Origin of the sequence: Streptomyces sp. NPDC021562, assembly GCF_040640875.1 — a bacterium.
Lineage (GTDB): Bacteria > Actinomycetota > Actinomycetes > Streptomycetales > Streptomycetaceae > Streptomyces.
Window position 1 is genome coordinate 152292 of the sequence record NZ_JBFACN010000005.1, and the last position, 21441, is coordinate 173732.

At 69.6% G+C, this 21441-nt stretch carries 20 protein-coding genes, 1 tRNA gene and 6 pseudogenes; 8 read left to right on the forward strand and 19 right to left on the reverse strand.

From position 1 onward, the window contains the following. Window positions 1-147 precede the first annotated feature (147 nt). Together AB0G52_RS09615 and AB0G52_RS09620 are read right to left on the reverse strand one after the other, a co-directional pair. Window positions 148-756 (reverse strand): annotated as a pseudogene (locus tag AB0G52_RS09615) (site-specific integrase); the annotation flags it as partial. Between the two features lie 288 nt (window positions 757-1044). Then, entirely contained in the window at window positions 1045-1299 is a 255-nt protein-coding gene (locus AB0G52_RS09620) for an isochorismatase family protein (RefSeq protein WP_361335342.1), read from the reverse strand. Between the two features lie 406 nt (window positions 1300-1705). On the opposite strand from AB0G52_RS09620, the pseudogene AB0G52_RS09625 reads away from it, so the two are divergent. After that, window positions 1706-2098: pseudogene (locus AB0G52_RS09625) on the forward strand (ATP-binding protein); the annotation flags it as partial. A gap of 115 nt (window positions 2099-2213) precedes the next feature. Here the strand turns inward: AB0G52_RS09625 and AB0G52_RS09630 are convergent. Continuing rightward, window positions 2214-2420, reverse strand: coding sequence for a hypothetical protein (locus AB0G52_RS09630; protein WP_361335345.1), 207 nt, complete (start codon window positions 2418-2420; stop codon window positions 2214-2216). A gap of 190 nt (window positions 2421-2610) precedes the next feature. Between AB0G52_RS09630 and AB0G52_RS09635 the strand changes: the two genes are divergently transcribed. Next, the gene (locus tag AB0G52_RS09635) at window positions 2611-3075 is read left to right on the forward strand and encodes a hypothetical protein (protein WP_361335348.1); all 465 of its coding nucleotides are present in this window, start codon (window positions 2611-2613) and stop codon (window positions 3073-3075) included. A 911-nt stretch (window positions 3076-3986) separates the two neighbouring features. On the opposite strand, the gene AB0G52_RS09640 is transcribed toward AB0G52_RS09635, so the two are convergent. The 4 genes and pseudogenes from AB0G52_RS09640 to AB0G52_RS09655 all read right to left on the reverse strand — a co-directional run bounded on the left by AB0G52_RS09640 (window position 3987) and on the right by AB0G52_RS09655 (window position 6164). After that, complete coding sequence (locus AB0G52_RS09640) at window positions 3987-4460, reverse strand: hypothetical protein (protein WP_361335350.1); 474 nt, start codon at window positions 4458-4460, stop codon at window positions 3987-3989. Window positions 4461-4541: 81 nt separating this feature from the next. Further along, window positions 4542-5081: an SMI1/KNR4 family protein gene (locus tag AB0G52_RS09645; RefSeq protein WP_361335353.1), complete on the reverse strand. Its 540-nt coding sequence runs from the start codon at window positions 5079-5081 to the stop codon at window positions 4542-4544. A gap of 25 nt (window positions 5082-5106) precedes the next feature. Next, window positions 5107-5690, reverse strand: a pseudogene (locus AB0G52_RS09650) (DNA/RNA non-specific endonuclease); the annotation flags it as partial. Window positions 5691-5825: 135 nt separating this feature from the next. Beyond that, complete coding sequence (locus AB0G52_RS09655) at window positions 5826-6164, reverse strand: hypothetical protein (protein ID WP_361335356.1); 339 nt, start codon at window positions 6162-6164, stop codon at window positions 5826-5828. Window positions 6165-6168: 4 nt separating this feature from the next. Between AB0G52_RS09655 and AB0G52_RS09660 the strand changes: the two genes are divergently transcribed. Both AB0G52_RS09660 and AB0G52_RS09665 read left to right on the forward strand, forming a co-directional pair. After that, window positions 6169-6378: a NucA/NucB deoxyribonuclease domain-containing protein gene (locus AB0G52_RS09660; RefSeq protein WP_361335359.1), complete on the forward strand. Its 210-nt coding sequence runs from the start codon at window positions 6169-6171 to the stop codon at window positions 6376-6378. Between the two features lie 14 nt (window positions 6379-6392). After that, window positions 6393-6920, forward strand: coding sequence for a hypothetical protein (locus tag AB0G52_RS09665; protein ID WP_361335362.1), 528 nt, complete (start codon window positions 6393-6395; stop codon window positions 6918-6920). Between the two features lie 60 nt (window positions 6921-6980). Here the strand turns inward: AB0G52_RS09665 and AB0G52_RS09670 are convergent. The 3 genes and pseudogenes from AB0G52_RS09670 to AB0G52_RS09680 form a co-directional block, all read right to left on the reverse strand. After that, a pseudogene (locus AB0G52_RS09670) lies at window positions 6981-7058 on the reverse strand (hypothetical protein); the annotation flags it as partial. A 56-nt stretch (window positions 7059-7114) separates the two neighbouring features. Continuing rightward, window positions 7115-7311, reverse strand: a pseudogene (locus tag AB0G52_RS09675) (UTRA domain-containing protein); the annotation flags it as partial. A gap of 119 nt (window positions 7312-7430) precedes the next feature. Then, entirely contained in the window at window positions 7431-8024 is a 594-nt protein-coding gene (locus AB0G52_RS09680; protein WP_132891533.1) for a TetR/AcrR family transcriptional regulator, read from the reverse strand. Between the two features lie 114 nt (window positions 8025-8138). Between AB0G52_RS09680 and AB0G52_RS09685 the strand changes: the two genes are divergently transcribed. Both AB0G52_RS09685 and AB0G52_RS09690 read left to right on the forward strand, forming a co-directional pair. Beyond that, window positions 8139-9023, forward strand: a complete 885-nt coding sequence (locus tag AB0G52_RS09685; protein ID WP_361335365.1) for an SDR family oxidoreductase — start codon at window positions 8139-8141, stop codon at window positions 9021-9023. A 135-nt stretch (window positions 9024-9158) separates the two neighbouring features. Next, window positions 9159-9783, forward strand: a pseudogene (locus AB0G52_RS09690) (phosphorothioated DNA-binding restriction endonuclease); the annotation flags it as partial. A gap of 242 nt (window positions 9784-10025) precedes the next feature. Here the strand turns inward: AB0G52_RS09690 and AB0G52_RS09695 are convergent. From AB0G52_RS09695 to AB0G52_RS09715, 5 genes are all read right to left on the reverse strand, one after another. Next, window positions 10026-11057 carry a hypothetical protein gene (locus AB0G52_RS09695; RefSeq protein WP_361335368.1) on the reverse strand — a complete coding sequence of 344 codons (1032 nt, stop codon included), beginning with the start codon at window positions 11055-11057 and terminating at the stop codon, window positions 10026-10028. Window positions 11058-11089: 32 nt separating this feature from the next. Continuing rightward, window positions 11090-12823 carry a thiamine pyrophosphate-dependent enzyme gene (locus AB0G52_RS09700; RefSeq protein WP_132891536.1) on the reverse strand — a complete coding sequence of 578 codons (1734 nt, stop codon included), beginning with the start codon at window positions 12821-12823 and terminating at the stop codon, window positions 11090-11092. A gap of 90 nt (window positions 12824-12913) precedes the next feature. Continuing rightward, on the reverse strand, window positions 12914-13759 hold the full coding sequence (locus AB0G52_RS09705) for an alpha/beta fold hydrolase (protein ID WP_361335371.1): 846 nt from the start codon (window positions 13757-13759) through the stop codon (window positions 12914-12916). Between the two features lie 190 nt (window positions 13760-13949). Further along, complete coding sequence (locus AB0G52_RS09710; protein ID WP_361335374.1) at window positions 13950-15143, reverse strand: helix-turn-helix domain-containing protein; 1194 nt, start codon at window positions 15141-15143, stop codon at window positions 13950-13952. Window positions 15144-15382: 239 nt separating this feature from the next. Continuing rightward, window positions 15383-15883, reverse strand: a complete 501-nt coding sequence (locus tag AB0G52_RS09715) for a hypothetical protein (protein WP_132891539.1) — start codon at window positions 15881-15883, stop codon at window positions 15383-15385. 265 nt (window positions 15884-16148) lie between these two features. Between AB0G52_RS09715 and AB0G52_RS09720 the strand changes: the two genes are divergently transcribed. Continuing rightward, window positions 16149-16700, forward strand: a complete 552-nt coding sequence (locus tag AB0G52_RS09720; protein WP_132891540.1) for a DUF308 domain-containing protein — start codon at window positions 16149-16151, stop codon at window positions 16698-16700. A gap of 106 nt (window positions 16701-16806) precedes the next feature. Here AB0G52_RS09720 and AB0G52_RS09725 read toward each other — a convergent pair whose 3' ends face one another. From AB0G52_RS09725 to AB0G52_RS09735, 3 genes are all read right to left on the reverse strand, one after another. Beyond that, on the reverse strand, window positions 16807-18033 hold the full coding sequence (locus AB0G52_RS09725; protein WP_361335377.1) for a helix-turn-helix domain-containing protein: 1227 nt from the start codon (window positions 18031-18033) through the stop codon (window positions 16807-16809). Window positions 18034-18717: 684 nt separating this feature from the next. Then, a complete protein-coding gene (locus AB0G52_RS09730; protein ID WP_132891684.1) occupies window positions 18718-18927 on the reverse strand; it encodes a hypothetical protein in 210 nt (69 codons plus the stop codon). A 381-nt stretch (window positions 18928-19308) separates the two neighbouring features. After that, window positions 19309-19845: a hypothetical protein gene (locus tag AB0G52_RS09735; protein WP_361335380.1), complete on the reverse strand. Its 537-nt coding sequence runs from the start codon at window positions 19843-19845 to the stop codon at window positions 19309-19311. A gap of 316 nt (window positions 19846-20161) precedes the next feature. Between AB0G52_RS09735 and AB0G52_RS09740 the strand changes: the two genes are divergently transcribed. Continuing rightward, window positions 20162-20236: transfer RNA gene (locus AB0G52_RS09740), tRNA-Trp, on the forward strand. Window positions 20237-20516: 280 nt separating this feature from the next. On the opposite strand, the gene AB0G52_RS09745 is transcribed toward AB0G52_RS09740, so the two are convergent. After that, on the reverse strand, window positions 20517-21407 hold the full coding sequence (locus tag AB0G52_RS09745) for a winged helix-turn-helix transcriptional regulator (RefSeq protein ID WP_361335383.1): 891 nt from the start codon (window positions 21405-21407) through the stop codon (window positions 20517-20519). Window positions 21408-21441 lie beyond the last annotated feature (34 nt).

Here is a 21441-nt window from a genome sequence, read left to right on the forward strand (position 1 = left end):
GCGTCGAGCACCGCCCGGCAAGGATTCGATCTCACTCCTAAAGCGGGTGTCGCAGGTTCGAATCCTGCCGGGGGCACCAGGCAAAAGGCCCCGGACCGATCATGGTCCGGGGCCTTTGACATCTACTTCTGACATCAACGTGGTCGGTCACTGACGACCGCGACGCCTCCTGAGCAGCCGGTCCATGTGGCTCATGGCCTCGCGCTGCGTGTCCTGGACGACGTGGGTGTACACGTCCATGGTGATGCTGATCTGAGAGTGGCCCAGGGTCTCCGTCACGACGCGGGGCGCGACCCCCGCCGCCGTGAGGAGGGTGACCGTGCCGTGCTGGGCGTCGTGCAGCCGGATGACGCGGAGACCGGCGGACTCGGCGACGCGGGTGAAGGAGCGGTAGAGGTTGCACGGCTCGACGGGGCGGCCGGTGCGGGTGGCGAAGACGTAGTCCGAGTCCTGCCGCCTCTCCCCCGCCTTGGCCCGAGTTGCTGCCTGCCGCATGCGATGCCAGCGAAGGGGCGCGATGCAGAGGGCGGGCAGCGGGACGGCACGGCGACGGCGGCTCTTGGGATCGTCGTCGTACAGGACGCCACGGCGGCGCTGGACCTGGTGGCGGACGTAGAGGACCCGGTTGTCGAGGTCGAGGTCCGACCACCGAAGACCGACGACCTCTCCCCGGCGGAGGCCCATGGCAATGGCGAGCACAAAGGCCGCGTACAACGAGTCCTTGCGGGAGGCAGCGAGGAAGTCGAGCGTCTCGTCCGGAGAGGGCGCCGTTCGCGAGTGCCGGCCGAGTGCGGCGTGCGCGGGGAGCTCCCATCCCGTCTGCCGTCGACCCAGGCAAAGCCGAGCAGACGCGGCCCCTGGCGTCCAGGCCTTTCGTGCAGTGGCGCGCTCCACCTGGACGCCATGGACCACGCCCGCTCCCCGGTGTGTGGGTCGACGGCAGACGGGATGGGAGCTGGGGAGGGTGGTGGGTGGCGGTGGCTGGGCAGGTCAACCGGGGATGAGTCGCAGACCACTAGTGCCGCATCAGGCAACGTTCGCCCGCTACTGGTCCTCTCGTGCCGGGGTGACTGAGGTCAGCCGGTTGGTGATCTCTTCTGCGCTCAGCACGAGGGCGAACCCCTTGCGCGAGACTGCGAGTTCAGGTTCTTGCCGGGACTCGTCGTCGGTTGCCGTGACGTCGGAGCCGAAGACGACCTTGTAGCCGCGTTCGTATGCCTGCCGGGCCGTGGTGCCGCAGCAGTAGTTGGTAAGCGTTCCCGTGACGATGACCGTGTCGCGGCCGAGGTTACGCAGCATCGGCGGCCCATCGGGGCCCACACCTCGGCGGGGCCCGGCCGGCGCCAGTCGGTGTCGGCATGCGGGAGGAACCGCAAGGCGTGCAGCCGGTCCAGTCCAAGATGCGTGTCACCCCGGTCCCCGCATGAGCACATCGTCGCTGGCCTGGCCGCAGCCCTGCGGGCCGGGGCGATGACCGCTGACGCAGTCGCACTCGAGGCCCGCAAGGCTGCCCAGGCCGAGACCGAACCCGTCCCGGCAGGCCAGCCGTCGTTCGGCAAACCGCCGGCGAACGTGACGTCCCTGCATGAGTGGAAGCTGTCTCATCTCCCGCCGGACACCAGGCCGCTGCCTTCGGTGTCCCCTATGACCAGTTGCTCCGACGTCGTCGCGTCAGCGGCGGTGACCACCGAGAGGGAGAAGCACAGTGACGCTGCCCCGCCAGTGCGGCTTGACCGAGCAGGCCGCCGACGCCGCCATCGACTCCGCCTGCCGCATGCTGCGGCTGCCGAGCATTCGCAACAAGTTCCCCGAGTTCCCCGAGATCGCCGACCGGGCGATGAAGGACCAGATGACCTACCGCGGCTTCCTTGCCGAGCTGCTGATGGCCGAGTGCGACGACCGGGCCCGCCGCAGGTCGGAGAGGCGGATCAAGGCTGCGGGCTTCCCGCGGGAGAAGTCGCTGCGGACCTTCGGCTTCGACGCCAACCCGAACATCGACCCGGCCACCATCCACACCCCGGCCAGCTGCGAGTGGATCAAGAAGCGCCAGCCGCTCTGCCTGATCGGCGACTTTGGCACCGGCAAGTCCCACATGCTGGGAGCGGACCTCAGCGGACGGTAGACCGTCGTCAGGCTGGGATCGGTCCAGCCCCAGGGGTAATGTGATCGACCTGATAGGGACGAAGTGCAAAGCGCTCCGGGGGAAGTCCCGATCAGTCTGCGGCGTCGTGGAAGTACACCGTGAGGCTCGGCCAAGGGCCGTCCGCAGTGATCTCCGTATGCATGACGAGATCCTGAACTTGAATCGAGCCGCGGCGTTCGATGGAGTCTGCGACTCTACGGAGCAGCGCAGGCACGTCATCCTGCCCGGTTCCCGCCGGGTTGGCCTGGGAGAAGTGTTTGATCGTCCACGAGTCCATGTGCTCATGATCGCGCAAGCGCCAGCCGTCATGCTGTCCCGTCCAGTACAGCAACCTCCGCGTCTCCGGACGCCCGCCACCGGGCTTAAGCACCCAACTGAGGTGCCTGGTAGATCTCAGCGAACGCCCCGCCCATAGTTCGCATCGAGAGGTAACACCACGCCTAAGCCCGTTCCTTAGGATGATCTGCATGGACATGCGCAGGATCATCGCAGTGCTAGCCGAGGAAGCTGAGCAGCAGATCCAAGGCCAGGTGTGGAAACTGCAGCCGAGCGACCGCGCACTCACCCTTGAGACCGAAGCCGGCCTGCGCGACGCTGTCGGCCCGCCGAACGTCCAGGAGGCCTTGCCGCAGATCAAGCGGCTCGAACACCTGCGGGAAACTCTCGCCGTCCTGGCCATCTCCCTCGCGCGTACTCACGGCCGTCTGGCCTGGTTTCTCTCCGGCGCTCTCAACGCGCTCGAACCGGTCCTGCGCCGGCGCGCCTTGCCAGCCGACCATGGCGGCAGCTTCGGCACTGTCCTCCCCAGTCCTGAGGAATACAGGGAGGCGGAGGATGCCGTCCGCCGACTCCAGGACACCCTTGCCGTGATCGCCGCCGAGATGGTGGACCTCGGCAGCGTTCGCCCAAGTCAGGAGGCAAACGAGGCCTGAGGCGGCGAGAGCGGGGAACTGCGGTCGCGACGCGACGGAGCGGCAGGATGGACGCACGGTTCGTGGTGCGGCACGGCAGGGACCCGTGGGGTAAGGATCTCTCGCCGGTCGAGCGGACATCAACGGGGTGTTTCCGTTGAGCGGAGTGCCAACCTCGGCAACATCGCGAACCACCACAGTCTTTAGCGTGTGAGGCAGAAGAATAGGCGCGGTGGAGTTCCCCGACATCGACAAGCGGTGCACCCCTGGCCTCACCGAAGTTGCTTCGGGACGAAGAGGCCACTCAGTTAGGGTGCGCCCCATGACCAACGACGTCCCGGCCTGTCCAGAGTGCCGCCGGCCTATGGAGTCTGGCGGCCTGGTACTTGCCGGGCGGGACGACGACGGCCGACGGACCTGCCGGGCGTTGTGGCGATACGCGGATCGGCACACATGGTGGCAGTGGGCGGACCGGCCAGACGATCCGTTGGAGGTCTGCCCAGTTCCGGCGCTGTTTCGGTGACATCCAACGCTGACATCAACAAGGCCGGCCGGCGGCATACAGCAGCACCCCCGGGCGACCGTCGGACCAGCCGACGACGGCCCCGGGGGCGGGTGTAGATCGAACTCCTAAAGCGGGTGTCGCAGGTTCGAATCCTGCCGGGACACCAGGTCTGAACAGGTCATAAGTATCGAACGGGCCCCTCGGAGTGATCTCCGAGGGGCCCGTTTCGTGCCTGGTGGGGACACTGGGACACTGCGTGTGGGCCGCACGCCCCACCTGCGGCTTCGGGCGCGATCTCTGCTGGGCCGACCATGGTGCCCGAGCAGGACCTGAATGGCCTTCATGTGGACGCCGACCGCCAGGGAAAGCGTCGCGGCGCAGTGGCGGAGGTCGTGAAGCCGGATCGGAGGCAGGCCAAGCTTCTGGATCAGCCGGTTGAAGACCTGGGAAAGGTACTCCGGGTGGTCCAGGCGGCCGTCCTCCCACGTGAAGACCCGGCCGGAATCGACGTACGCCTGTACTTCTTCGGCTCCTTGCGGTGCTTCTCCTCCCACTCCGCACGCTCGGCCTGCTGGCGCCGCCGCCAGAACTTCAGGAGCTCGTGGGTGTGGCTGTCGAGCCGCATGGTGCGGGCGCCGCTGTCGCTCCTGGGGGTGTGCTCCCAGACATCGTAGTAGGCCGCCACGAGCTGCTCGCTGATGTGGACGACACCGGCGGTCATGTCGGTCTCGCGCCAGGGCAGGCCGCAGGACTCACCGCGTCGGGTGCCGCGGAAGACCATGAGGTGGAACATCGGGTAGAGCCGGTGTTCGGCGACGCCGTCGAGGAGGGCGCCGTTCTGCTTGGGCGTCCAGACCATGACGGGGCCGGGCTTCTCTCCGGTCTCCTTCCAACGGGTCACGCGCCCGTCGGTCCCTGCGCTCCGTCTGGTTGACAGTGGGTGTCAAACGCGGCGGTGCGGCTTGGGGAACGCCTGTCGCGGCTACTCGAGGATGTCGTCGTTGGAGTCGAAGCTGTGGCTGTCCAGGGGCAGGTCGGGGAAGTACTCGGTCTCGGCTTCCCCGGTAAGGACGGCGAGCAGGAAGGGGGCGCACTGGCTGGTGTGGTGTTCCCATTCCGGGCCTCGGCCTTCGTTGAGGATGACCGTCCAGTCGTTCGGCTTCTGCCCCGGTTGCCGTAGCCAGTAGAGGTACATGCCGCTTTCCTCGACGTAGGCCCATGGCAGGACTTGTGTGTCGGGGTGCTGGAGTTCTGCCGGCCTGGCTTCGGTCTGCCACAGGTGGGCGAGGATTCCGGTGCGCTCCGCGGCCTGGTCCCGGAGGTTGTAGTCCTCGTCGGGGCAATGGGGGTCCAGAAGCCAGATGGCCTCGTCGAAGACGCCGCCTCCGTAGGTCTCGACGAGTTCCTTGTAGTCGTCGGGCAGCGGCGTACCAAGTTGCCGCTCCGCTGCCGCCCAGTCGCGGGCGCGATGTGGCGTGGCTGGGGGGATGAGCTCGGAGAGCCGTTCCACGGCGGGGTGCATGAAAGCGGGATCCTTTCTGTGCGCCCTACTTGGGTTTGGGTACGTTCAGGATAGTGACGGCGTTTGCGGCGCTGCCGCCTTCGTAGGGGTGAAGCTGAAACCGTTGCTGCCCCAGGCGCTCAAGGTGAGTCCCACGGGTATGACGTCGCTCGGGTCGTTGGACCGGTAGACGGGTGTGACCGTGTATTCGATGGTCTCGCCTCGGTCGACGGCGCCTCTGATCTGGTCCTCGCCCTTTCGCATGACCGGAGAGTTGGCGAATCGGTGCATGGTGACGAAATTGCGGGGATCCTTGTTCGAGCCGCCTATCTGGGCACCGAGCAGGTGGGTTTTGTTGAGCTTCTTGTATTTCTCGTAACCGGGCACGTTGACCTGGGGGTTGGTTTTTCCTCCGGTCATGTCGGGTTCGATGGTGGCTTCCATTCCGGTGGCTCGGCCGCCGGGTCCGGGTGTGCCGTAGCGGACGCGACCGCCCCAGGTGACGTCGGCCTCGTCGCAGGGCGTGAGTCCCATCGGGTCGCACAGGGTGTGCGGGTTGTCGACGTAGGCGACGGGGTTCGGCGCCGGGTCGAGTCCGAGCGGGTCCTGAGTGAGATAGCGGGCTGTTTCCGAAACCCGTGGCACGCGCACATACGCAGGCACCCGCCTGACCCACGCCGACGGCACACGCTACGAATACGGCGCAGCGGGCCGCACCATCCTGAGGCACAAGACGCGGCTGTCACGCAAGCCCGAGACCTGGCGCTACAGCATGGGACGCCGAGAATTCCAGTCCGCTGCCTGGACGGTGGTGACGCGGCCCGCCTGGTCCAGGGTGAAGGTGCGGGAGCCGGCGTGCTGGTCGGTGACGGAGGTGAGGTGTCCATGGCTGCGATAGGCGTAGGTCCGGTGGGTCTGCGGGTGTTCGGTGCTGGGGGTGGTGAGTGTCTGGCCGGTGAACCGGCCTTGGTCGTTCCAGGCGATGGAGAGAGTGAAGCGGTCGCCCAGGCTCCGCTGGGTCTCACGGTCCGCCGCGCCGTGCCCGAAGGCGAGGGTTCGGCCCGATGGTGAGGGCGTCGTAGTTCCCGAAGGAGTCGTACGCAACAAGGTGTGGGACGACTACTCCGGGTCGGGCTTGAAGTGCGACGAGTACCCCTTCGCCAGTACGAGAGAAGGACCGACCAACGGCGACAACCGGTACTCCGTCCTCCTGATCACGGGGACGGACAACAACGCCGGCGGCAACATGATCCTGGCGATGTACAGCGCCAACCGAGTCCTGGACGGCGACGCCTTCTACTTGAAGATCACTGACTGACAGAGAGGCACTTCATGGCACTCCTCGCCGAGTACAGCGTCACCGCAAGCCCCGACCGCCGAGTCGTCGAGGTCTACGACGCCGACGCCTACCTCGGTGACCAGGCAGCCATGGCAGCCGCGGAGGTACAGGTGGTAGCCGGCAACGGCTACCACCTGTACCTGCTCAGCCGCCAGCCCGACATCGACGTAAAGGTCACCGTCCGCGTCTGGGACACGCCCCCCGAGCCCCCCGCCGACGCCGAAGGCCACACTCCGGTCAGTATCGAGTCCGAGACCGGCATCCTCGTCGTCAACCAGCTGACTCTGGGCCCGGCTGGCCAGATGACCCTGCCCCGCCCGGGAGTGTACGAAGGCTACGCGTGGTGGTCCGGACGCGAAGCGGCGTCCGCCTACTACGACGAGATCCTGAAAAGCATGACCGACGACTGGTCCCTGGAGCAGATCCAGCACGCCTGGTCCCAGTGCCCCGCCGACGAACGCTACGTCCTCGACCTGGCCTTCACCCGGGAGTCCGAACCGGACGACGAGGACGACGACTGACAGCCCGCGCTTCTCGGGCACCGGAACTCTTCGTGGCGGTCAGGGTTCCGGTGACCGCTGTCACGGCCCGAGTTGAGCGGCCAGGAACACCGCCGCAATCGAGCGGCGGACCGCGTACGTTGCTCCAGTGCTCCCCGCAGGGGCCTCCCATCAGTAGAACGGCAAGCGCCGCCCGCTATTGCTGTCTGCCTTGCTCATCCCATCCAGCACACCGGCCACAACACGTAGGCGTCCGCCGCCATGACCGTGTCGGGGACCTCGACGGGCCGCCCCTCGGTGTCGAAGGCGGTACGGATCAGGTGAATCACCGGCACACCGGAGGCCGGCCGGAGTGTCTGTACCTCGTCGGGGAGCGTATCCGGGCGCGGGCCTCCTCGTCGAAGTGGTCGAGACGGCCGCTCCGTGTCGAACCGACAGTTGACGGGCGATAAGCGAACCGCCGACCGGCACCCCGTGACCGGCAACCGATCCCTCAGCTCGCCCCAGCGGCCCGGAATGGACGTGGGCCAGTCAGATGATCGTGGGCGGTTCCTGGACGAGTGCAGCTGTCGCGGCTCGGAGTTCGTCGAGGGTGTGGCGTACGAGTTCGGTGAGCGTCTGCTGGTTGGCCACATCCGCCCACTGGTCGAAGCCGTGGTGAAAGGCGCGGATGCCGAGTTCGGCGGCGAGACTCGCGGTCGGTTCCGGTACGCCTCGCTTGTGGAGGGCGTCCGTCATGGCCTTGGCCAGTTTGCCGCGCTTGAAGGCGGCGCGCTCCTGCAGCTCGCTGTTACCGGCGATGACCGAGCGGAGCCTGGCGGCGAACTCGCGGCGGTCGTCGGTGAAGGTGTCCGCGAGGGCGTCGACGGCCGCGCCGACCGCTTGCAGGGGCGTGGCCGGGCCGGGCGCTTCGGTGATCGCGTCGGCGAGGAGCCGGGCGTGTATCTCCTGGCCGGCGAAGAGTACTTCCCGCTTGTCGGAGAAGTGCCGGAAGAAGGTGGTCTTGGTCAGGCCGGCCAGATCGGCGATCTCGTTGACGGTGGTGGCCTCGTAGCCCTGTTCGGTGAACAGGTCGAGTGCGGCATGCACCAGCCGTTCCCGCGCGTTCGGTTCCCATCGAGCCATGCGGAAAGCATAAGTGACGTTACTTAGTACCATCACTTGGGCTAGGGTGATGGTACCGAGTCACATCACTTCGCTCCGTCCGGGCGGAGTGGCACATTCCTGGGAGGGCTACTCATGCGTGTAATCGTCACCGGCGCCGGCGGGCACATCGGATCGGCCGTGGTGCCCGAACTGATCCAGGCCGGACACAAGGTCGTCGGCCTGGCACGGTCCGACGCCTCGGCCGCCGCCGTCAAAGCCATGGGTGCCGAGGTACGCCGCGGCGACACCGCCGACCTGGAAGGTCTGCGCGAGGCCGTGTCCGACGCGGACGCGGTCATCCACCTCGCGTTCAACCATGACGCCCTGTCCCCCCACGACTTCGCCGCTGCGGCCACCGCCGACCTCGCCGTGGTGCGTACCCTCGGCGACGCGCTGGCCGGCACGGACAGGACCCTCATCGGCGTCGGTCTGACCCCCACCGGCGACCCGAAGCGCGACGCGGTGATCGACGCCAACCCGCGCTCCGCCGTCGCGCGCGCGATCGCCGCGTTCACCGAGCAGGGCGTGCGGTCCATGCTGGTCGCGGTCCCACCGGTCACCCACAGCGCGCGGGACCGGCACGGCTTCATCCCCAGGCTGATCCGGATCGCTCGCGACACGGGCGTGTCCGGCTACGTCGGTGACGGCGCCAACCGCTGGGCCGCCGGGCACACCCTGGACGTCGGCCGCCTGTTCCGGCTTGCGCTGGACCGGGCTCCCGCAGGGTCCCAGCTGTACGCCGCGACCGAGGAGGGCATCACGGTGCGCGAGATCGCCGAGACCATAGGCCGCCACCTGAACGTCCCGGCCGTGAGCATCCCCGCCGAGCAGGCCGCGGAACACTTCAAGGGCTTCCCGTTCATCACGCTCGACATCACCATGCCCAACGCGGACACCAGGCAGCTGCTGGACTGGCAGCCGGTCCACCCCGGCCTGATCTCCGACCTGGAGGCCGGCCACTACTTCACCACCAGCTGACGCCCCACACGCTCCCTCAGCACAGCCGGCGGTGCGTCCACCGGCTGTGCCGGCACGGGCGCTCCCCCGGCCGCCGCCACCTGATCACCCGGACAGTTCCCCGCACTGCGGCCGGAGACACCGAGGGGGCTGCAGCCCGGCAGCGGGGTGCGGGACCTGCGCGAGACGGGCGCCACCGGCCGGCTCGCCCCGGCCCTGAGAGCGGCCCTGCGCCGCGAACCGGATCTGCTCGGCAGGATCGCGCGCCTGCTGCTCGACCTGCACTTCCCACCCTCCCTGCACGGAGAACCGTGCGAAGCCGTCGGCCTGGACCTGGAACCGGCGGAGGCCGAACGGCTTTCATCCGTACGCAGGCAGCGGGACCGGAAGATGCGGCAGCTGGTCCTGACCGCCTACGAGTACCGGTGCGCCTTCTGCGGGTACGACGGCAGAATCGGCGCGGTACCGGTCGGGCTGGAGGCCGCCCACGTGCGCTGGTGGGCGTTCGGCGGCCCCGACGAGATCGAGAACGGCCTCTGCCTGTGCTCCCTGCACCACAGGCTCTTCGACAAGGGCGTCCTCGGCGTCGGAGACGGCCAACGCATCCTGGTCTCGCAACGCTTCGTCGGCCACAGCCCCGCCGCCCGCGACCATGTCATAGCCCTCGCGAGCCGCCCACTCGTCGGCCCCCAAGCCAGGCGTGCGCCCTGTCGCCGCCACCCACCGCGACTGGCACACCCGCCAGGTCTTCCACGGCGAACCGCGCCCCGCCACTGCCTGACCACTGCCCCCGGCCGGAACGGATCCAGCCCACATGAGGCCGGGAATCCCCGTGAGCACGCGAGACTACGCATCCGGGGAAAACTCCCAAAGCGGGTGAATTACCTGGTCAAGTGGCCTTCTGTTCAGTGGACGGGAGGGCGCGGGGCTGCTTCCGGTTCTTCGGCCGCAGTCCGGCCCTCTCCTCGTTCTGGCGGCCGGGCGCAGCCGCCTGTCCGGCCGGGTCGGGACGCGGCGCACCCGCTACCGGGCGTGCCACTCCCTGGCGCTGGCCGCGTAGACCGTGCGGCGGGCACGGTTGAGGTTGCCGAGGGGGCGGAACGCCGCCGGGGCGTGCCAGGGGTTGAAGGCGAGGGTGTCGACGCGCTCTCGGGTGGTTCGTCCGTTCGGGTCGAGGGTGTTCTGGGCGGGAATCGTCAAGGTGGCCACGGCGAGCCAGGGCGAGTCGCTCTCCTTCCATTCGACCGCCCCGTCCTCGATCGGGGTCAGCCTCTCGCTGACGTACTTCTGGATGTGCAGGGCGAACCGGACCGGCGAGTCGCTCAGCCGGGCGGCGAAGTCGGTCTGCAGAGCGTCGGGCCCGTCCGGATGCGGGGCGGGGCTGCCGAGCGGGCCGAGTGGGCTGAGGCGGAACCTGACGGGGCCTGTGTCGCCCCACAGGACGGCCCCGCGGCTCCAATAGGACTCCAGGGCCAGGCCGGCCGAGGGACGGTTGGCCTGTCTGAGATTGCTGAGGACGCGTGCGGTCTCCGAAGGGCCGAGCCTCGCCAGCATCCGCGGCAGGAACAGGAGTTTGGGACCGGCGCCGATCCTGGCGATCTCCACGAACTGGGTGGCGTCGCGGGCGTGGGAGACCGGATAGCTGGTCAAGAGGAGGTCGTGCACGCCGCCATCGGGGAGGGTCAGCTTCAGCGCCGCGCCGCGGAGGTCGGGGCTTCCGTCCGGCCGGACAGTGCCGCTGGCGTTCGACAGCCGGACGATGGCCGGCAGCCGGGCTCCGGCGGTGAAGTCTCCGGCCTGAAGGCCGGAGGGCAGATCGGTCCGGAAGGCGAGTTCTGCGTTGTCCACACCGACGACGATCTTGGCGTGGAACGTACGACGGGAAACCTGCGAGCCGGATCTCCGCTTGTTCGTCCGCTGGACGCCGACGACGACGTCCGCCAGGTCACGGAAATGGGCCTCTTCGGCCTCCTGTGATCCGCCGTGGTAGATCTCGCGCCAGCCGCCGGATGTCGCGTCCGGTACGTCCGGCACGGAGTCGTGGCTGTCTGTCATGGTGCCTCTTCCTTCGTCGACTGGGCGGCCGTTCAGACGATCCGGGCGTTGTGCGTGGCGGTGTCGATGACGTCGTCGAGGCGACCGGCGAGGATCTGCCGTGCCGCGCTGAGTGTGAATCCGGCGGCTGTGCCGACGGGGACGTGGGCGGGGACGGCGAGGGCGTAGGGGTCGACGAGGACGTCGACGACGACCGGGCCGCCGGTGTGGGCCAGCGCGGCCGCGAGGCCGTCCGCCACGTCACCGGGGTCTTCGATGCGGATGCCCTTGGCGCCCATGGCCTCGGCGACGGCGGCGAAGTCCGGGTTGGCGAAGTCGGTCCCGAACGGGACGAATCCGGCTTCCTGCTGCTCGATCTTGACGAAGTCCAGGCCGCTGTTGTTCAGCACGATGTGGACGACGGGCAGTCGGCGCTGTACCTCCGTGAGCAGGTCGCCGAGTGCGAGCATGGTGAACCCGCCGTCGCCGCACAGGGCGATCGTCTGCCGTCCGGGGAAGGCCAGTTGTGCCCCGAACGCGCCGGGCGAGGCGGTGGCCATCGACGCCCACGAGAACGATCCGAGCAGCCGCCGCTTCGGCCCGTACCGGATGTGCCGGGCCGCCCAGATGACGGGGGTGCCGGTGTCGGCGAAGAACAGCGCGTCGTCGGCGGCGAGGTCGCTGAGGACCGTGGCGAGGTACTCCGGCCTGATCGGCCTGATCCGCGGCCCCCTCTCCGCGTAGTGCCGCATCCTGCGGTGGAACCGCTCGGTCTCCTCCACACAGCGGGCGAGGAATCCGCCGTCGGATTTCGGCTCGACCAGGGGCAGCAGCGCGGCCACGGTGGTCCGTACGTCGCCGGTGACGGCCACGTCCACCGGTACGCGCCGGCCGAGCCGTTCCGGATCGTGGTCCACCTGGATGATCCTGGTCCCACCGTGCGGCAGGAAGCTGCTGAACGGGAAGTCGGTGCCGAGCATCAGCAGCACGTCCGCGTGCTGGAGCGCGTGATGGCAGCCGCCGTAGCCGAGGAGACCGGTCATGCCGACCGCGTTCGCGTTGTCGTGTTCGAGGAACTGCTTGCCTTTGAGGGAGTAGCCGACCGGTGCGCCCAGCTTCCCGGCCAGCGCCGTCACCTCCGCGTGCGCCCCGGCGCAGCCCTGGCCGCCGAAGACCGCCACCGTGCCCGCCTCGTTGATCAACTCGGCCATGGCGGCGAGGTCCTCCGCTCCGGCCGGTGCGCGTACCGGTCGGGGCAGCCGGATCTCGTAGCGGTCCTTCGGCGCGTGCGCCGCCGCGACGTCACCGGGCAGTGCGACGACCGCGGGGCCGCCCCGGGTCACCGCGGCCGTCACCGCGGAGGTCACGACGGTGCGGAGCTGGCCGGGATTGACCAGCCGGCCCACGTAGACCGCCGCCGAGGCGAAGAACCGGTACGGGTTCAGCTCCTCGACGGTCTCGCTGTCCATCAGGCCGGTTTCGGTGTCGCCGGCCAGGACGACGACGGGCACCTTCTCCTTGAGGGCGTCCAGCATGCCGTTGATCAGGTGTGCCACTCCTGGGCCTGCCGTCCCGCACACGGCTACCGGATGCCCCGTGAGTTTCGCCTCCGCGACCGCGGCGAAGACGCCGAACTCCTCGTTGCGCACGTGCACGAAGTCGACCTGGCCGTTGCGGCGCATCGCGTCGACCACCGGGTTCAGTGCGTCGCCGACGATGCCGTAGCAGCGCCGTACGCCCGCGCTGACCAGCATCTCCCACAGGCCGTCGGCCACCGTTTTCGACATGGGGTGTCTCCGTTCTCGGCCGGTGCTATCCGGTCTCGGCTGGTCTTGGCTGGTCTTGGCTGGTCTTGGCTGGTCGCCGGACCTGTCCGGTCAGCGGGTTTCGCCGGGCGTGGCGTCGAGGACTCCGGCGCGCGGGCTCAGTGCCCAGTCGAGGGCGAAGTCGGCGACGGCCTCCCAGCCGGGCTCGCCACAGGTGAAGTGGTCACGGCCGTCGAAGACGGTGTGGGCGGTGACCGCCGTCGAGTGCTTCGCGTTCTTCTCGTAGTTCTGCCGCTGGACGACCGGGGGCAGGATGTGGTCGCTGCCGCCGGAGACGAACAGCAGCGGCGCCCGGTCGTCGTCGGCGAAGTCGAAGGTGGTGGCCGCGTGCGGGGTGACGGCCGCGAGGCCGCCCTGGAAGAGGATGCGGGCCGGCGTCGGCACGGCGTAACGGTCGTAGGCCCGTCGGGAGGCGTCCTCGTCCAGGGTGTTGGTGAAGGCGTAGTGGAACTGCTCGGCCGTCAGGGGGACGGCACGGTGTGCGTTCGCCGGGTTCTTCAGGACCGGCAGGACCGAGCGGAGCTCCGAGAACGGCATCGCGTTCACGCCCTTGACCGCGGCGCCGTCGATCGACACTCCGGCCGCCCCGAGCCCGGCACCCACCAGGAGCTGGGCGAACGTCCCGCCGAACGAGTGCCCCATGATGATCGGTGGGGAGTCGAGTTCGCCTATGACGGCGGTGAGGTGATCCAGCACCTCGCGCACGCCGACACCGGCGATCGCCGAGGCGTCCTCGCGAAGCGCCGCCACCCCGGCCTCCCCCGGCTCGATTCCGGGGTATCCGGGCGTGAGGACGGTGAATCCGCGCTCCTCGTACCGGGCCACCCAGTGCTCCCAGGCGAGCGGCGTCATCCACAGGCCGTGAATCAGGATGATCGTGTTCGGTGCGGAAGTCATGCCCGCGTGCCTCCCTCGCTACGGCAGCCGTCAGGGCGGACGCCCGGCCGGTTCTGTCCTGCGCCGTCAGCGTGGCACCACACGCACTGTGCACGGGGCCAAGGATTCGTCCCGCTGTTGTGCGCGACGACCCATGAGAGCAACGGGGTTGGAGACGCCGACTGCGAGCGGTGCCGGCCGCCACCCACTCTCATTCGGGTCGGCCCAGGGTGTCGCCGCCTGTCGTGTCCCTCCAGACGACGGCCAGCCGGGCCAGTTCCCGGTGTGCGTGACGGTCGAGGTCGAGGCCGGTCAGCTTCTCGATCCGGTTGATGCGGTAGAGCAGGGTGTTGCGGTGGGCCGGAAGCGCTGCCGCTGCCGCGGTCCGGTTGAAGCCATGCGCGGCCAGGCACCGCAGTGTCTGGGACAACGTCCCGGAGGGCTCCTCGGCGTCCAGTCGGCCGAGGACCCGCCGCACGATGTCCTCGGCCAGCCCGGGGGAGTTGGCGAGCATGAGCTCCGTCAGGAAGTCGTCGGGGCGGATCCGTCCCCGGCGTCCGGCCCGGCCCGCCAGGGTGACCAGGTCGTGCAGGTTGCCCACCGCTTCCGCGAGCCCGGCGGCGCCGGTGGCCGACTCGGCGGCCAGGATCAGCGCGCTGTCGGCGAGGAAGGCCGCCCAGTCGAAGCCCGGCCCGGTCAGCCCGGCGACGCGGTGCCCCTGTGTGCAGGCGAGAGCGCCCGCGGACCGCAGACGCGCCGCCAGGCCGGCGTGCGCGGCGGCCGAGCCACCGTCGATCGCGGCGACGAACGGGCAGTGGGGGCCGACGAGTTCGAAACCCAGCCGCTCCGCCCGGTCGAGGTCCTCTATGGTCGTCGCCGAGCGGGCGCAGAGCCGGGCGAACAGCGTCGCCGCCCGGGAGTCGCCGTCGGCGGACGGCAGGTCCCGCTGGTCGGCGAACGCCCGCGTGACGGTCGTCAGGGCCATGTCGAGGAACGCCCACGGCACCTCGAGATGAGGCGGCGGCCAGGCAGCGCCCTCGGGCGGGCCGGCCTCCGTCACGGTGCTCCGCACCGTGCGCGCCGCACCACAGCAGGCACGGATCGCGTCCTCTGCGGCGAGGCCGTTCCGCGCTGCCTCGCGCGCTGCCTCGTACAGGTCCGACAGCACGTGCGCGCCGGGCTCCTGTCCGCTGAGCAGCCAGTTCCTGAGCAGTTCCAGGCTGCGGCGGATGAGGTACTCCATGGCTCCCGTCCGGGAGCCATGGCCAGGTATTCGTCCGGCCGGGGTGTCGCCCAGCTCGCGGGCCAGCTGCCGTGCCAGCGCCTCGCTGTCCAGATCGTGGAGTACGTTGCGCAGACGCCCGGCCGCCGCGGGTCCGACGCCGGCCCGGGGCGTGGCGTACATGGCTGTTACCTTCCAGATGCTCGGTGCGGACCGGTTCTCGCCGGTACACGGGGGAGGCAGCCACGCATGGCAGCCGGTGGCGGCCGAAGCACAGGGGTGTGCCCCACGGGGACGCCCGGTGCGGCTGGTGTGTCGGGGCGGCCGACGGCCACCGGTGGACGGGGGTGGCCCCTGCCGTGCTCACCGTCGGCCTCGGTGCTGTCGGCACATGTCGGGCACGGGCCGTCGGCGCGAGACGTCTACAGCATGTCCGGCGGGGGGAGCAGGAAGTTCCACGCGCTCAGCACCCCGCTGACGAACGCCACCAGCGAGGCCGGCAGCAGCAGGTAGAGCCCCGCGGGCCTGCCGGACGCCAGGACGGCGCCGCCGGCCACGAACAGCAGCATGACGACGATGCTCGTGTCACGGCGGTCGAAGAGGCCGGTCAGTCGCTTGTCGTCGGTGACCGGAGCGCGCCTGCGTCGCCCGATGGCCAGCAGGCTCAGGCCCCCGGCCAGCCCGGCGGCCATGAGTTCGGCGCCCAAGGCCCAGTCGGCCTGGCGGGGCACCAGCAGAATCGTCGCCATGACCAGCGGCGCAACGAACAGCACCAGGGTCTGCGCCGCGATCGCACGCAGCACCGGGTGTCTGGCGATCCGGTTGGCGTTGAGGGACACCGCGACGAACAACAGGCCGGTGAGGGCGCCGCTGGCGCCTCCGGTCATCACGGCGAAGCTTTCCCAGTCAACGGGACCGGCCATGTCCTCGCACTCCCCGCTTAGGCATCTGGAACAGGTCTTTCCTGACAGCTTCCGCAACGCTCGGGCACTGCCCGGGCGGCCACTTCCCGCGGGGGCCGCCCGGGACCGCGGCCGGTGTCCGGCGCGTGGCGGACACCGGTACGGGACCCCCTCCGAATGTGCGTTCCGTCCGCACCATTCAACGCCCTTCCGTCCTGTGCGAGGGTACGAAGGCCCGGCCACTTTTTGGGAGTTCGCCCAACGGGGGCGCCGATAGCTTCGCGGCATGAACAAGAGCCCCGTCGCCCGCCTGGGTGATTCATGGACCTGGCATCTGCTGTACGGGCTGGTCTCGATCGTCATCGGCGTCATATCCGTGGCGTGGCCCGGTCCGACTCTCGTCGTCCTCGCGGTGGTCCTCGGTGCTCAGCTGATCGCCACCGGGGTCTTCCGGCTGGTGGGCTCGGCGAGCCTGGGGGAGACCGGCACCGCCCGCACCCTCACCGCGGTCCTCGGCGTGGTGAGCCTCCTGCTCGGGCTGTACGCGGTCCGGCACATTCTGATCACGGTGCTCGCACTGGGGCTGCTGCTCGGCGTCTACTGGATCGTGGACGGCTTCACCGCGGTGTTCGCGGCGGTCGACCATCCCGGCCTGGCCGGACGCGCATGGAACGTCTTCATCGGGCTGCTCGGTGTCCTGGCCGGCCTGACGCTGCTGGTCTGGCCGGGGCTGTCCCTGCTGACGCTGTCCTTCCTGGCCGGGCTGTGGCTGATCATGCTCGGCGCCATGCAGCTCGGCCTGGCACGTCGGATCCGGGGTGTCGCCCGACCGGCCTGACTCCGTCCCCCGCGGGGTCGGTCTTCTCCTCGGCCTCCGAGTTCGGTCCCGGTCCCGAAGCGGTCACGCGGCCTTCCCGGACGGGTTGCCCGTGGCGCGTCGGGACCTAGTCGAAGGCTTCCGGCCTCCTGGAGGACGACCGTACGTCGGGGGCGACGGTCTCCCAGGTCACGGCGAGCAGCACGAGGGTGCGGTCCCGCTGGTCCTTGAGCGACAGACCGGTCACCTTCTCGATCCGGCCCACCCTGTACAGCAGTGTGTTGCGGTGCACTGGCATGGCGGCCGCTGCCGCGGTGCTGTCGAAGCCGTGGACGGCGAGGCACCGCAGCGTGTCCGCCAGATCCACGGCATCGGCCCGCTCCAGTGGACCGAAGACCCGCCGGACGATCCGGTCGGAGGCTTCTGGGGAGTCGGCCAGCAGTAGTTCGGGCAGGTAGTCGTCGGCGTGTACCCGGCCCCGGCGTCCGGACCGGGCCGCGATCGCGAGCAACGCGCGCAGGCCGTCGGCCGCCGCGCCGAGCCGGTCGCGGGCGAGTGGCGGGTCCTGGGCCAGGATCAGCCGCGGGTCCTCAAGAAACGCTCCCCAGCCGAACCCGGGTGGTGTCAGCCCGGTCACCCGGAGCCCCTCGGTGAACGCGAGCACCCCTGCCGTACGCAGCCGCGACGCGAGATCGGCATGCCCGGCGACCGTGGCCCCGGCCAGCAGGGCGGTGAAGGGGCGGTACGGTTCCGCCAGGTCGAACCCGAGCCGGGCGGCCCGGTCCCGGTCCTCGATCGTGACCGGCAGCCGCGCGCACAACCGGTCGAACAGGGCTCGGGCGCGCCGGTCTCCGGCCGTGGACGGCGCGTCCCGCTGGTCGGCGTAGGCCCGCGCGAACACGTCCACCACCAGGTCGAGGTAGTCCTCCAGACAGCCCCAGACCGTGTCCCATTCAGCGACGAGCACCGCCCGGTCCTCGTCACCCGCCAGGTCGAGCAGCGCCTCCCAGAGCATCCGCGCACCACGGCGGTAGACCAGAATGCTGTCCTCGATCGGCTGGCCGGCGACAGCGCGGGCGCGCAGGAACTCATGCAGTTCGGACCGGAGGTAACTGTCCGGCGGGATCCCGTTGACCAGCCAGCGCAGTACGAGGTCGACGTTCCAGCGCACCACGGCCGTGCGGTCCACCGGCCACTCGAACCTGGTGTAGGCCGGCAATCGGCCGAACTCGGCCTCCATCCGGCGCACTACGACGCCGACGTCGAAGCGCTCCAGAACACGCCGCAGTTCACCGCCGCCTGCCGCACCCGCACCCGCACCCGCACCCGCACCGGACGGGGGAAGCACATTCACGGACCGATCCTTCCACATCCGTGCGCCCGTCCGAGCTCTCGGTACCTGAACACTCCGGGTCTCGTCGAGCCCCTGATGCCCTCGACCCTGCCGAGGACCTGGCCGCCAAGCACTTGTCGCCACGTGAGAACCGCGGAGGGGCGTTTCCCCGGTTCAGACGCCGCCATTCTCCGCTCGTCGGCAGCAGGTGGAAGTGCTCCACGTCGTAGTGCTCGCCGTCCTCGTGCCAGTGCCAGAGCTGGAAGACAACGGTCCGTTGTCTTCCGTCAGCGGGGCGCTGGACCCACGTGGACATCCTGCTCCATCAGCAGGTCGGGCAGGGCGTGTCCGCGCAGACGACGGCGTCGAACCGGCCGTCGGAAAGCGGCAGACGTCACATGTCGGCGGCGGCCGTGCGCAGGGCCCCGTCGCGATGGGCGGCTTCCCGGGCGGCGCGGGCGGCGTACGAAGCGACCGGACGGAAGATCGAGCGGCTGCGCGCTTTTCCGGATATCCAAGCGCCGCCCCGCTCTCCTGCGGAACGGCGCTCCGCGCGAAAGGGTCCCTCGGCGACGACCATGAGCTGGAGACGCCCGCGCGGACAACCTTGACGACCAAGCCCCCTACCAGAGGGAAACCACGGGCAGGGGGCTTGTTGCTGCGACAACCGCGATCACCCGGCGAGGGAGTCCGGCGATCTGGCGATCAGAAGGAGACGGTGAGTCCCACCTGGTGGTACTGACCGACGGTGTCCAGGACCTCGTCCTTGACCGTGCCCAACTGAGCCGCGAGGTCCGAGCTGCTGAGCGCCGTGGGGCCGGCGGTGACACCGACCTGCGGGCTCAGGCCACCGGAGACGGCGTCGAGCTCTGTGTCGGAGATTTCGAGGGTCTGAACCTGGGGAGCGGAGTTCATCATGAAACTGCCCTTCGTATGGATGTTCCACAAGGGGGAGCGTCCAAGTGGGGGACGGACGGTCGGCCGCGACCTCAGCCCGCGCCGATCCTTTCCGGACACTTGGCGTGATCCCTGCGGCGCGAAGGATCAAATCACGGAGCATGCCCGGCATCCAGTCGGTCGCCGTTCTCAGCCGCGCAGTTGCAACGGTCTGCCACTCATCCGTGCACGCGCGCACACGAATTCAGGGCAGCGTCTCTACATGTGGTGCTGCACATGGAAACCGGCAGCTGTTGTCACGTCCGCTCCGAGTCGGACAACTCGGCATCAACCGAACTGACCTGTGTCGCAGTTGCACCTTTGCTGTGCAGATCCGGGCGCCGGGTCCTGGCCGATGTCCTACGAGGGGCCGGTCCGGGTGGTGCATGTGAACGGCTCGTCGATCCAGTAGGTGTCGTGTTGCGCGTCGTGGACGATCGGGTACCTGGTGGTCGGGTCGCAGAGCCTGTCGATCTGCGTACGGTCCGCGGAACTGATGGTGAACCAGTACCGGTTGGTGTCCGGCGCCGCCTTCTGGCACTTGTAGAAGAACCCCTTCATGCCAGGACCGAACACGTCGCTGCGGAATTGGGCGCTCAGCTTCTTATTGATGTTGATGTTGACGCAGTCGGCCTTCATGCCCTCGACATTGACAGTCTTGGCCGCCTCGGTCGTGTACCCCTTGGCCGTGTGGGTGCCCGACGCCGTCCAGGTCTTCGCCGGCAGGGCGATCTGCCGGGCGACCTCGGCGAGAAGCGGGCTGCCTTGAGTGGTCGACGTGATCCGTGTCACCGTGCGGGCCTCCACGGTGCAGCCGGCGACGGAGGCGGCGGTGACCGTCGTCGCCAGCACAAGGGACGCCATCCGGATTCCGCGGACCAGGGACGAGGATGTCACGTTGCTCTCCGTTCCGGGCTCCCCGACGGTCCCGGCCACTTCCGGGCGACTCTTCGCACCCTAGCCGCGAGAACGAACGGCCGAGGGGATCAGCGGTCGACAAATGTTCTTCGGCGTCACGGTCACAACCCGGACGGGCGAACGAACGAGGGCGCCACCTGGCACGGCCGTCCGTTCGCGCGGGTCTCCAGGCGAGACGGCTCCGGCCGTCGGGACAGCACGGGTGATGCCGGGCGCAAGCCACGCAGCCCGGTGCCGGGGAGGGCGAAACCGGCTACGGGCCGGAGCGCGGCGCGCGTTAGGATCCCCGCCGGGCGGAGCCGTAGCGCAGAGGTCGTCGCGCGCGGTCTCCAAAATCGCGAGGACGCCGGTTCGAATCCGGCCGGTTCCGCCGCTCGCGGCACGGCCTTCCGGGGGCGGTCGGGGAGCTGGGGCGTCTGTCCCGTCCAGGGCCGTGCGCGCTCTTGGGGGCCTCGGACCGGGACGCGGAGGAGCTGCTGCCGGAGCCCGGACAGCCGAGACCGATGACCTTCCCCGCGCAGGGTCCCTTTTTCGGCGGCTGCGGGCCGACCCATTCAGGATCCCCCAGCCGGGGATGCCGCGGCCGCCGGTTCGTCACGGGTCCCCCTGGGTCGTGCCGTCTGCTGATGGGGATGGCGTGCGGTTGCCGCCTACCTGGTGGGTTCATCCCATCGGGGTAGATCGGCCTGGCGCGCGCAGGCCGTTGCCAGGCGCAGGGTCTCGGTGACGGCGTGCGGGGTGTCGGTGACGGGGAAGAGCACCTGCCGTACGGTCCGTTCGGCGTCGACGACCAGGATCAGCCGCTTGTGCCGGAATCGGCCGTCGACGCGGAAGACCGGCAACCGCAGGGCGGCCGTGAAGCGTTGGTCGATGTCGGACAGCAGCGGGTACGGGATCTCCTCGGTCCGCGCGAACTCCGTTTGCTCGTCGGCGGTTTGGCTGCTGATCCCGCGCACGTCCACACCCGCCCGGCGGAAGTCCGGCCAGGCGTCCCGGAAGAGCCGCGTCTCCGGCGCGGGGGCGACGGCCCCCGGGATCGGGTCCCGCTCGGCGCCCGTGCCGGGGTAGGTGAACAGGACGGTGGCGCGGGCGTCGGGGGCGAGGAGGGGCGTCTCGGCTCCGGTGGCGGGGAGCCGGAGGTCCCTGGGCAGGCGGGTGCCGACGAGCGCGTGCACGCGGGTGTGTTCGGCGCCGTCTTCCGCCGCCGTCGCGGTGAGCGTGCCGTCGCCGAGCACCCACCGGTCGCCCCAGTCCTGCATGGCGACCAGCACCGGCACCAGCGCCTCGCCGGCGTCGGTGAGCAGGTACTCGTACCGCACCGGGCGCCGCTGGTAGAGGCTGCGCCGCAGCACTCCCTGGGCGACCAGCCGGCCGAGCCGCTCGGTGAGCACCTTTCGGGACAGGCCGAGTTCGGCGGCCAGCGCGTCGAAGCGGACGTGCCCGCGGGCGACCTCCCGCAGCACCAGCACGTTCCACCAGTCCCCGAGCACCAGGGCGGCCTGAGCCACGCCGCAGGTGTCGTCCGCGTTGTGCATCCTCATGGGGCCATAGTAAGTTCCCTTTCGGGACTCACTT

Excerpts from the sequence above, each read along its gene's own strand:
- AB0G52_RS09620 (WP_361335342.1), bottom strand. The coding sequence starts at position 1,299 with ATGCTGCGTAACCTCGGCCGCGACACGGTCATCGTCACGGGAACGCTT.
- AB0G52_RS09715 (WP_132891539.1), bottom strand. The coding sequence starts at position 15,883 with ATGGCCGGTCCCGTTGACTGGGAAAGCTTCGCCGTGATGACCGGAGGC.
- AB0G52_RS09695 (WP_361335368.1), bottom strand. The coding sequence starts at position 11,057 with ATGACAGACAGCCACGACTCCGTGCCGGACGTACCGGACGCGACATCC.
- AB0G52_RS09665 (WP_361335362.1), top strand. The coding sequence starts at position 6,393 with ATGGCACTCCTCGCCGAGTACAGCGTCACCGCAAGCCCCGACCGCCGA.
- AB0G52_RS09710 (WP_361335374.1), bottom strand. The coding sequence starts at position 15,143 with ATGTACGCCACGCCCCGGGCCGGCGTCGGACCCGCGGCGGCCGGGCGT.
- AB0G52_RS09680 (WP_132891533.1), bottom strand. The coding sequence starts at position 8,024 with ATGGCTCGATGGGAACCGAACGCGCGGGAACGGCTGGTGCATGCCGCA.
- AB0G52_RS09745 (WP_361335383.1), bottom strand. The coding sequence starts at position 21,407 with ATGAGGATGCACAACGCGGACGACACCTGCGGCGTGGCTCAGGCCGCC.
- AB0G52_RS09630 (WP_361335345.1), bottom strand. The coding sequence starts at position 2,420 with ATGGACTCGTGGACGATCAAACACTTCTCCCAGGCCAACCCGGCGGGA.
- AB0G52_RS09645 (WP_361335353.1), bottom strand. The coding sequence starts at position 5,081 with ATGCACCCCGCCGTGGAACGGCTCTCCGAGCTCATCCCCCCAGCCACG.
- AB0G52_RS09700 (WP_132891536.1), bottom strand. The coding sequence starts at position 12,823 with ATGTCGAAAACGGTGGCCGACGGCCTGTGGGAGATGCTGGTCAGCGCG.
- AB0G52_RS09705 (WP_361335371.1), bottom strand. The coding sequence starts at position 13,759 with ATGACTTCCGCACCGAACACGATCATCCTGATTCACGGCCTGTGGATG.
- AB0G52_RS09685 (WP_361335365.1), top strand. The coding sequence starts at position 8,139 with ATGCGTGTAATCGTCACCGGCGCCGGCGGGCACATCGGATCGGCCGTG.
- AB0G52_RS09720 (WP_132891540.1), top strand. The coding sequence starts at position 16,149 with ATGAACAAGAGCCCCGTCGCCCGCCTGGGTGATTCATGGACCTGGCAT.
- AB0G52_RS09635 (WP_361335348.1), top strand. The coding sequence starts at position 2,611 with ATGGACATGCGCAGGATCATCGCAGTGCTAGCCGAGGAAGCTGAGCAG.
- AB0G52_RS09730 (WP_132891684.1), bottom strand. The coding sequence starts at position 18,927 with ATGAACTCCGCTCCCCAGGTTCAGACCCTCGAAATCTCCGACACAGAG.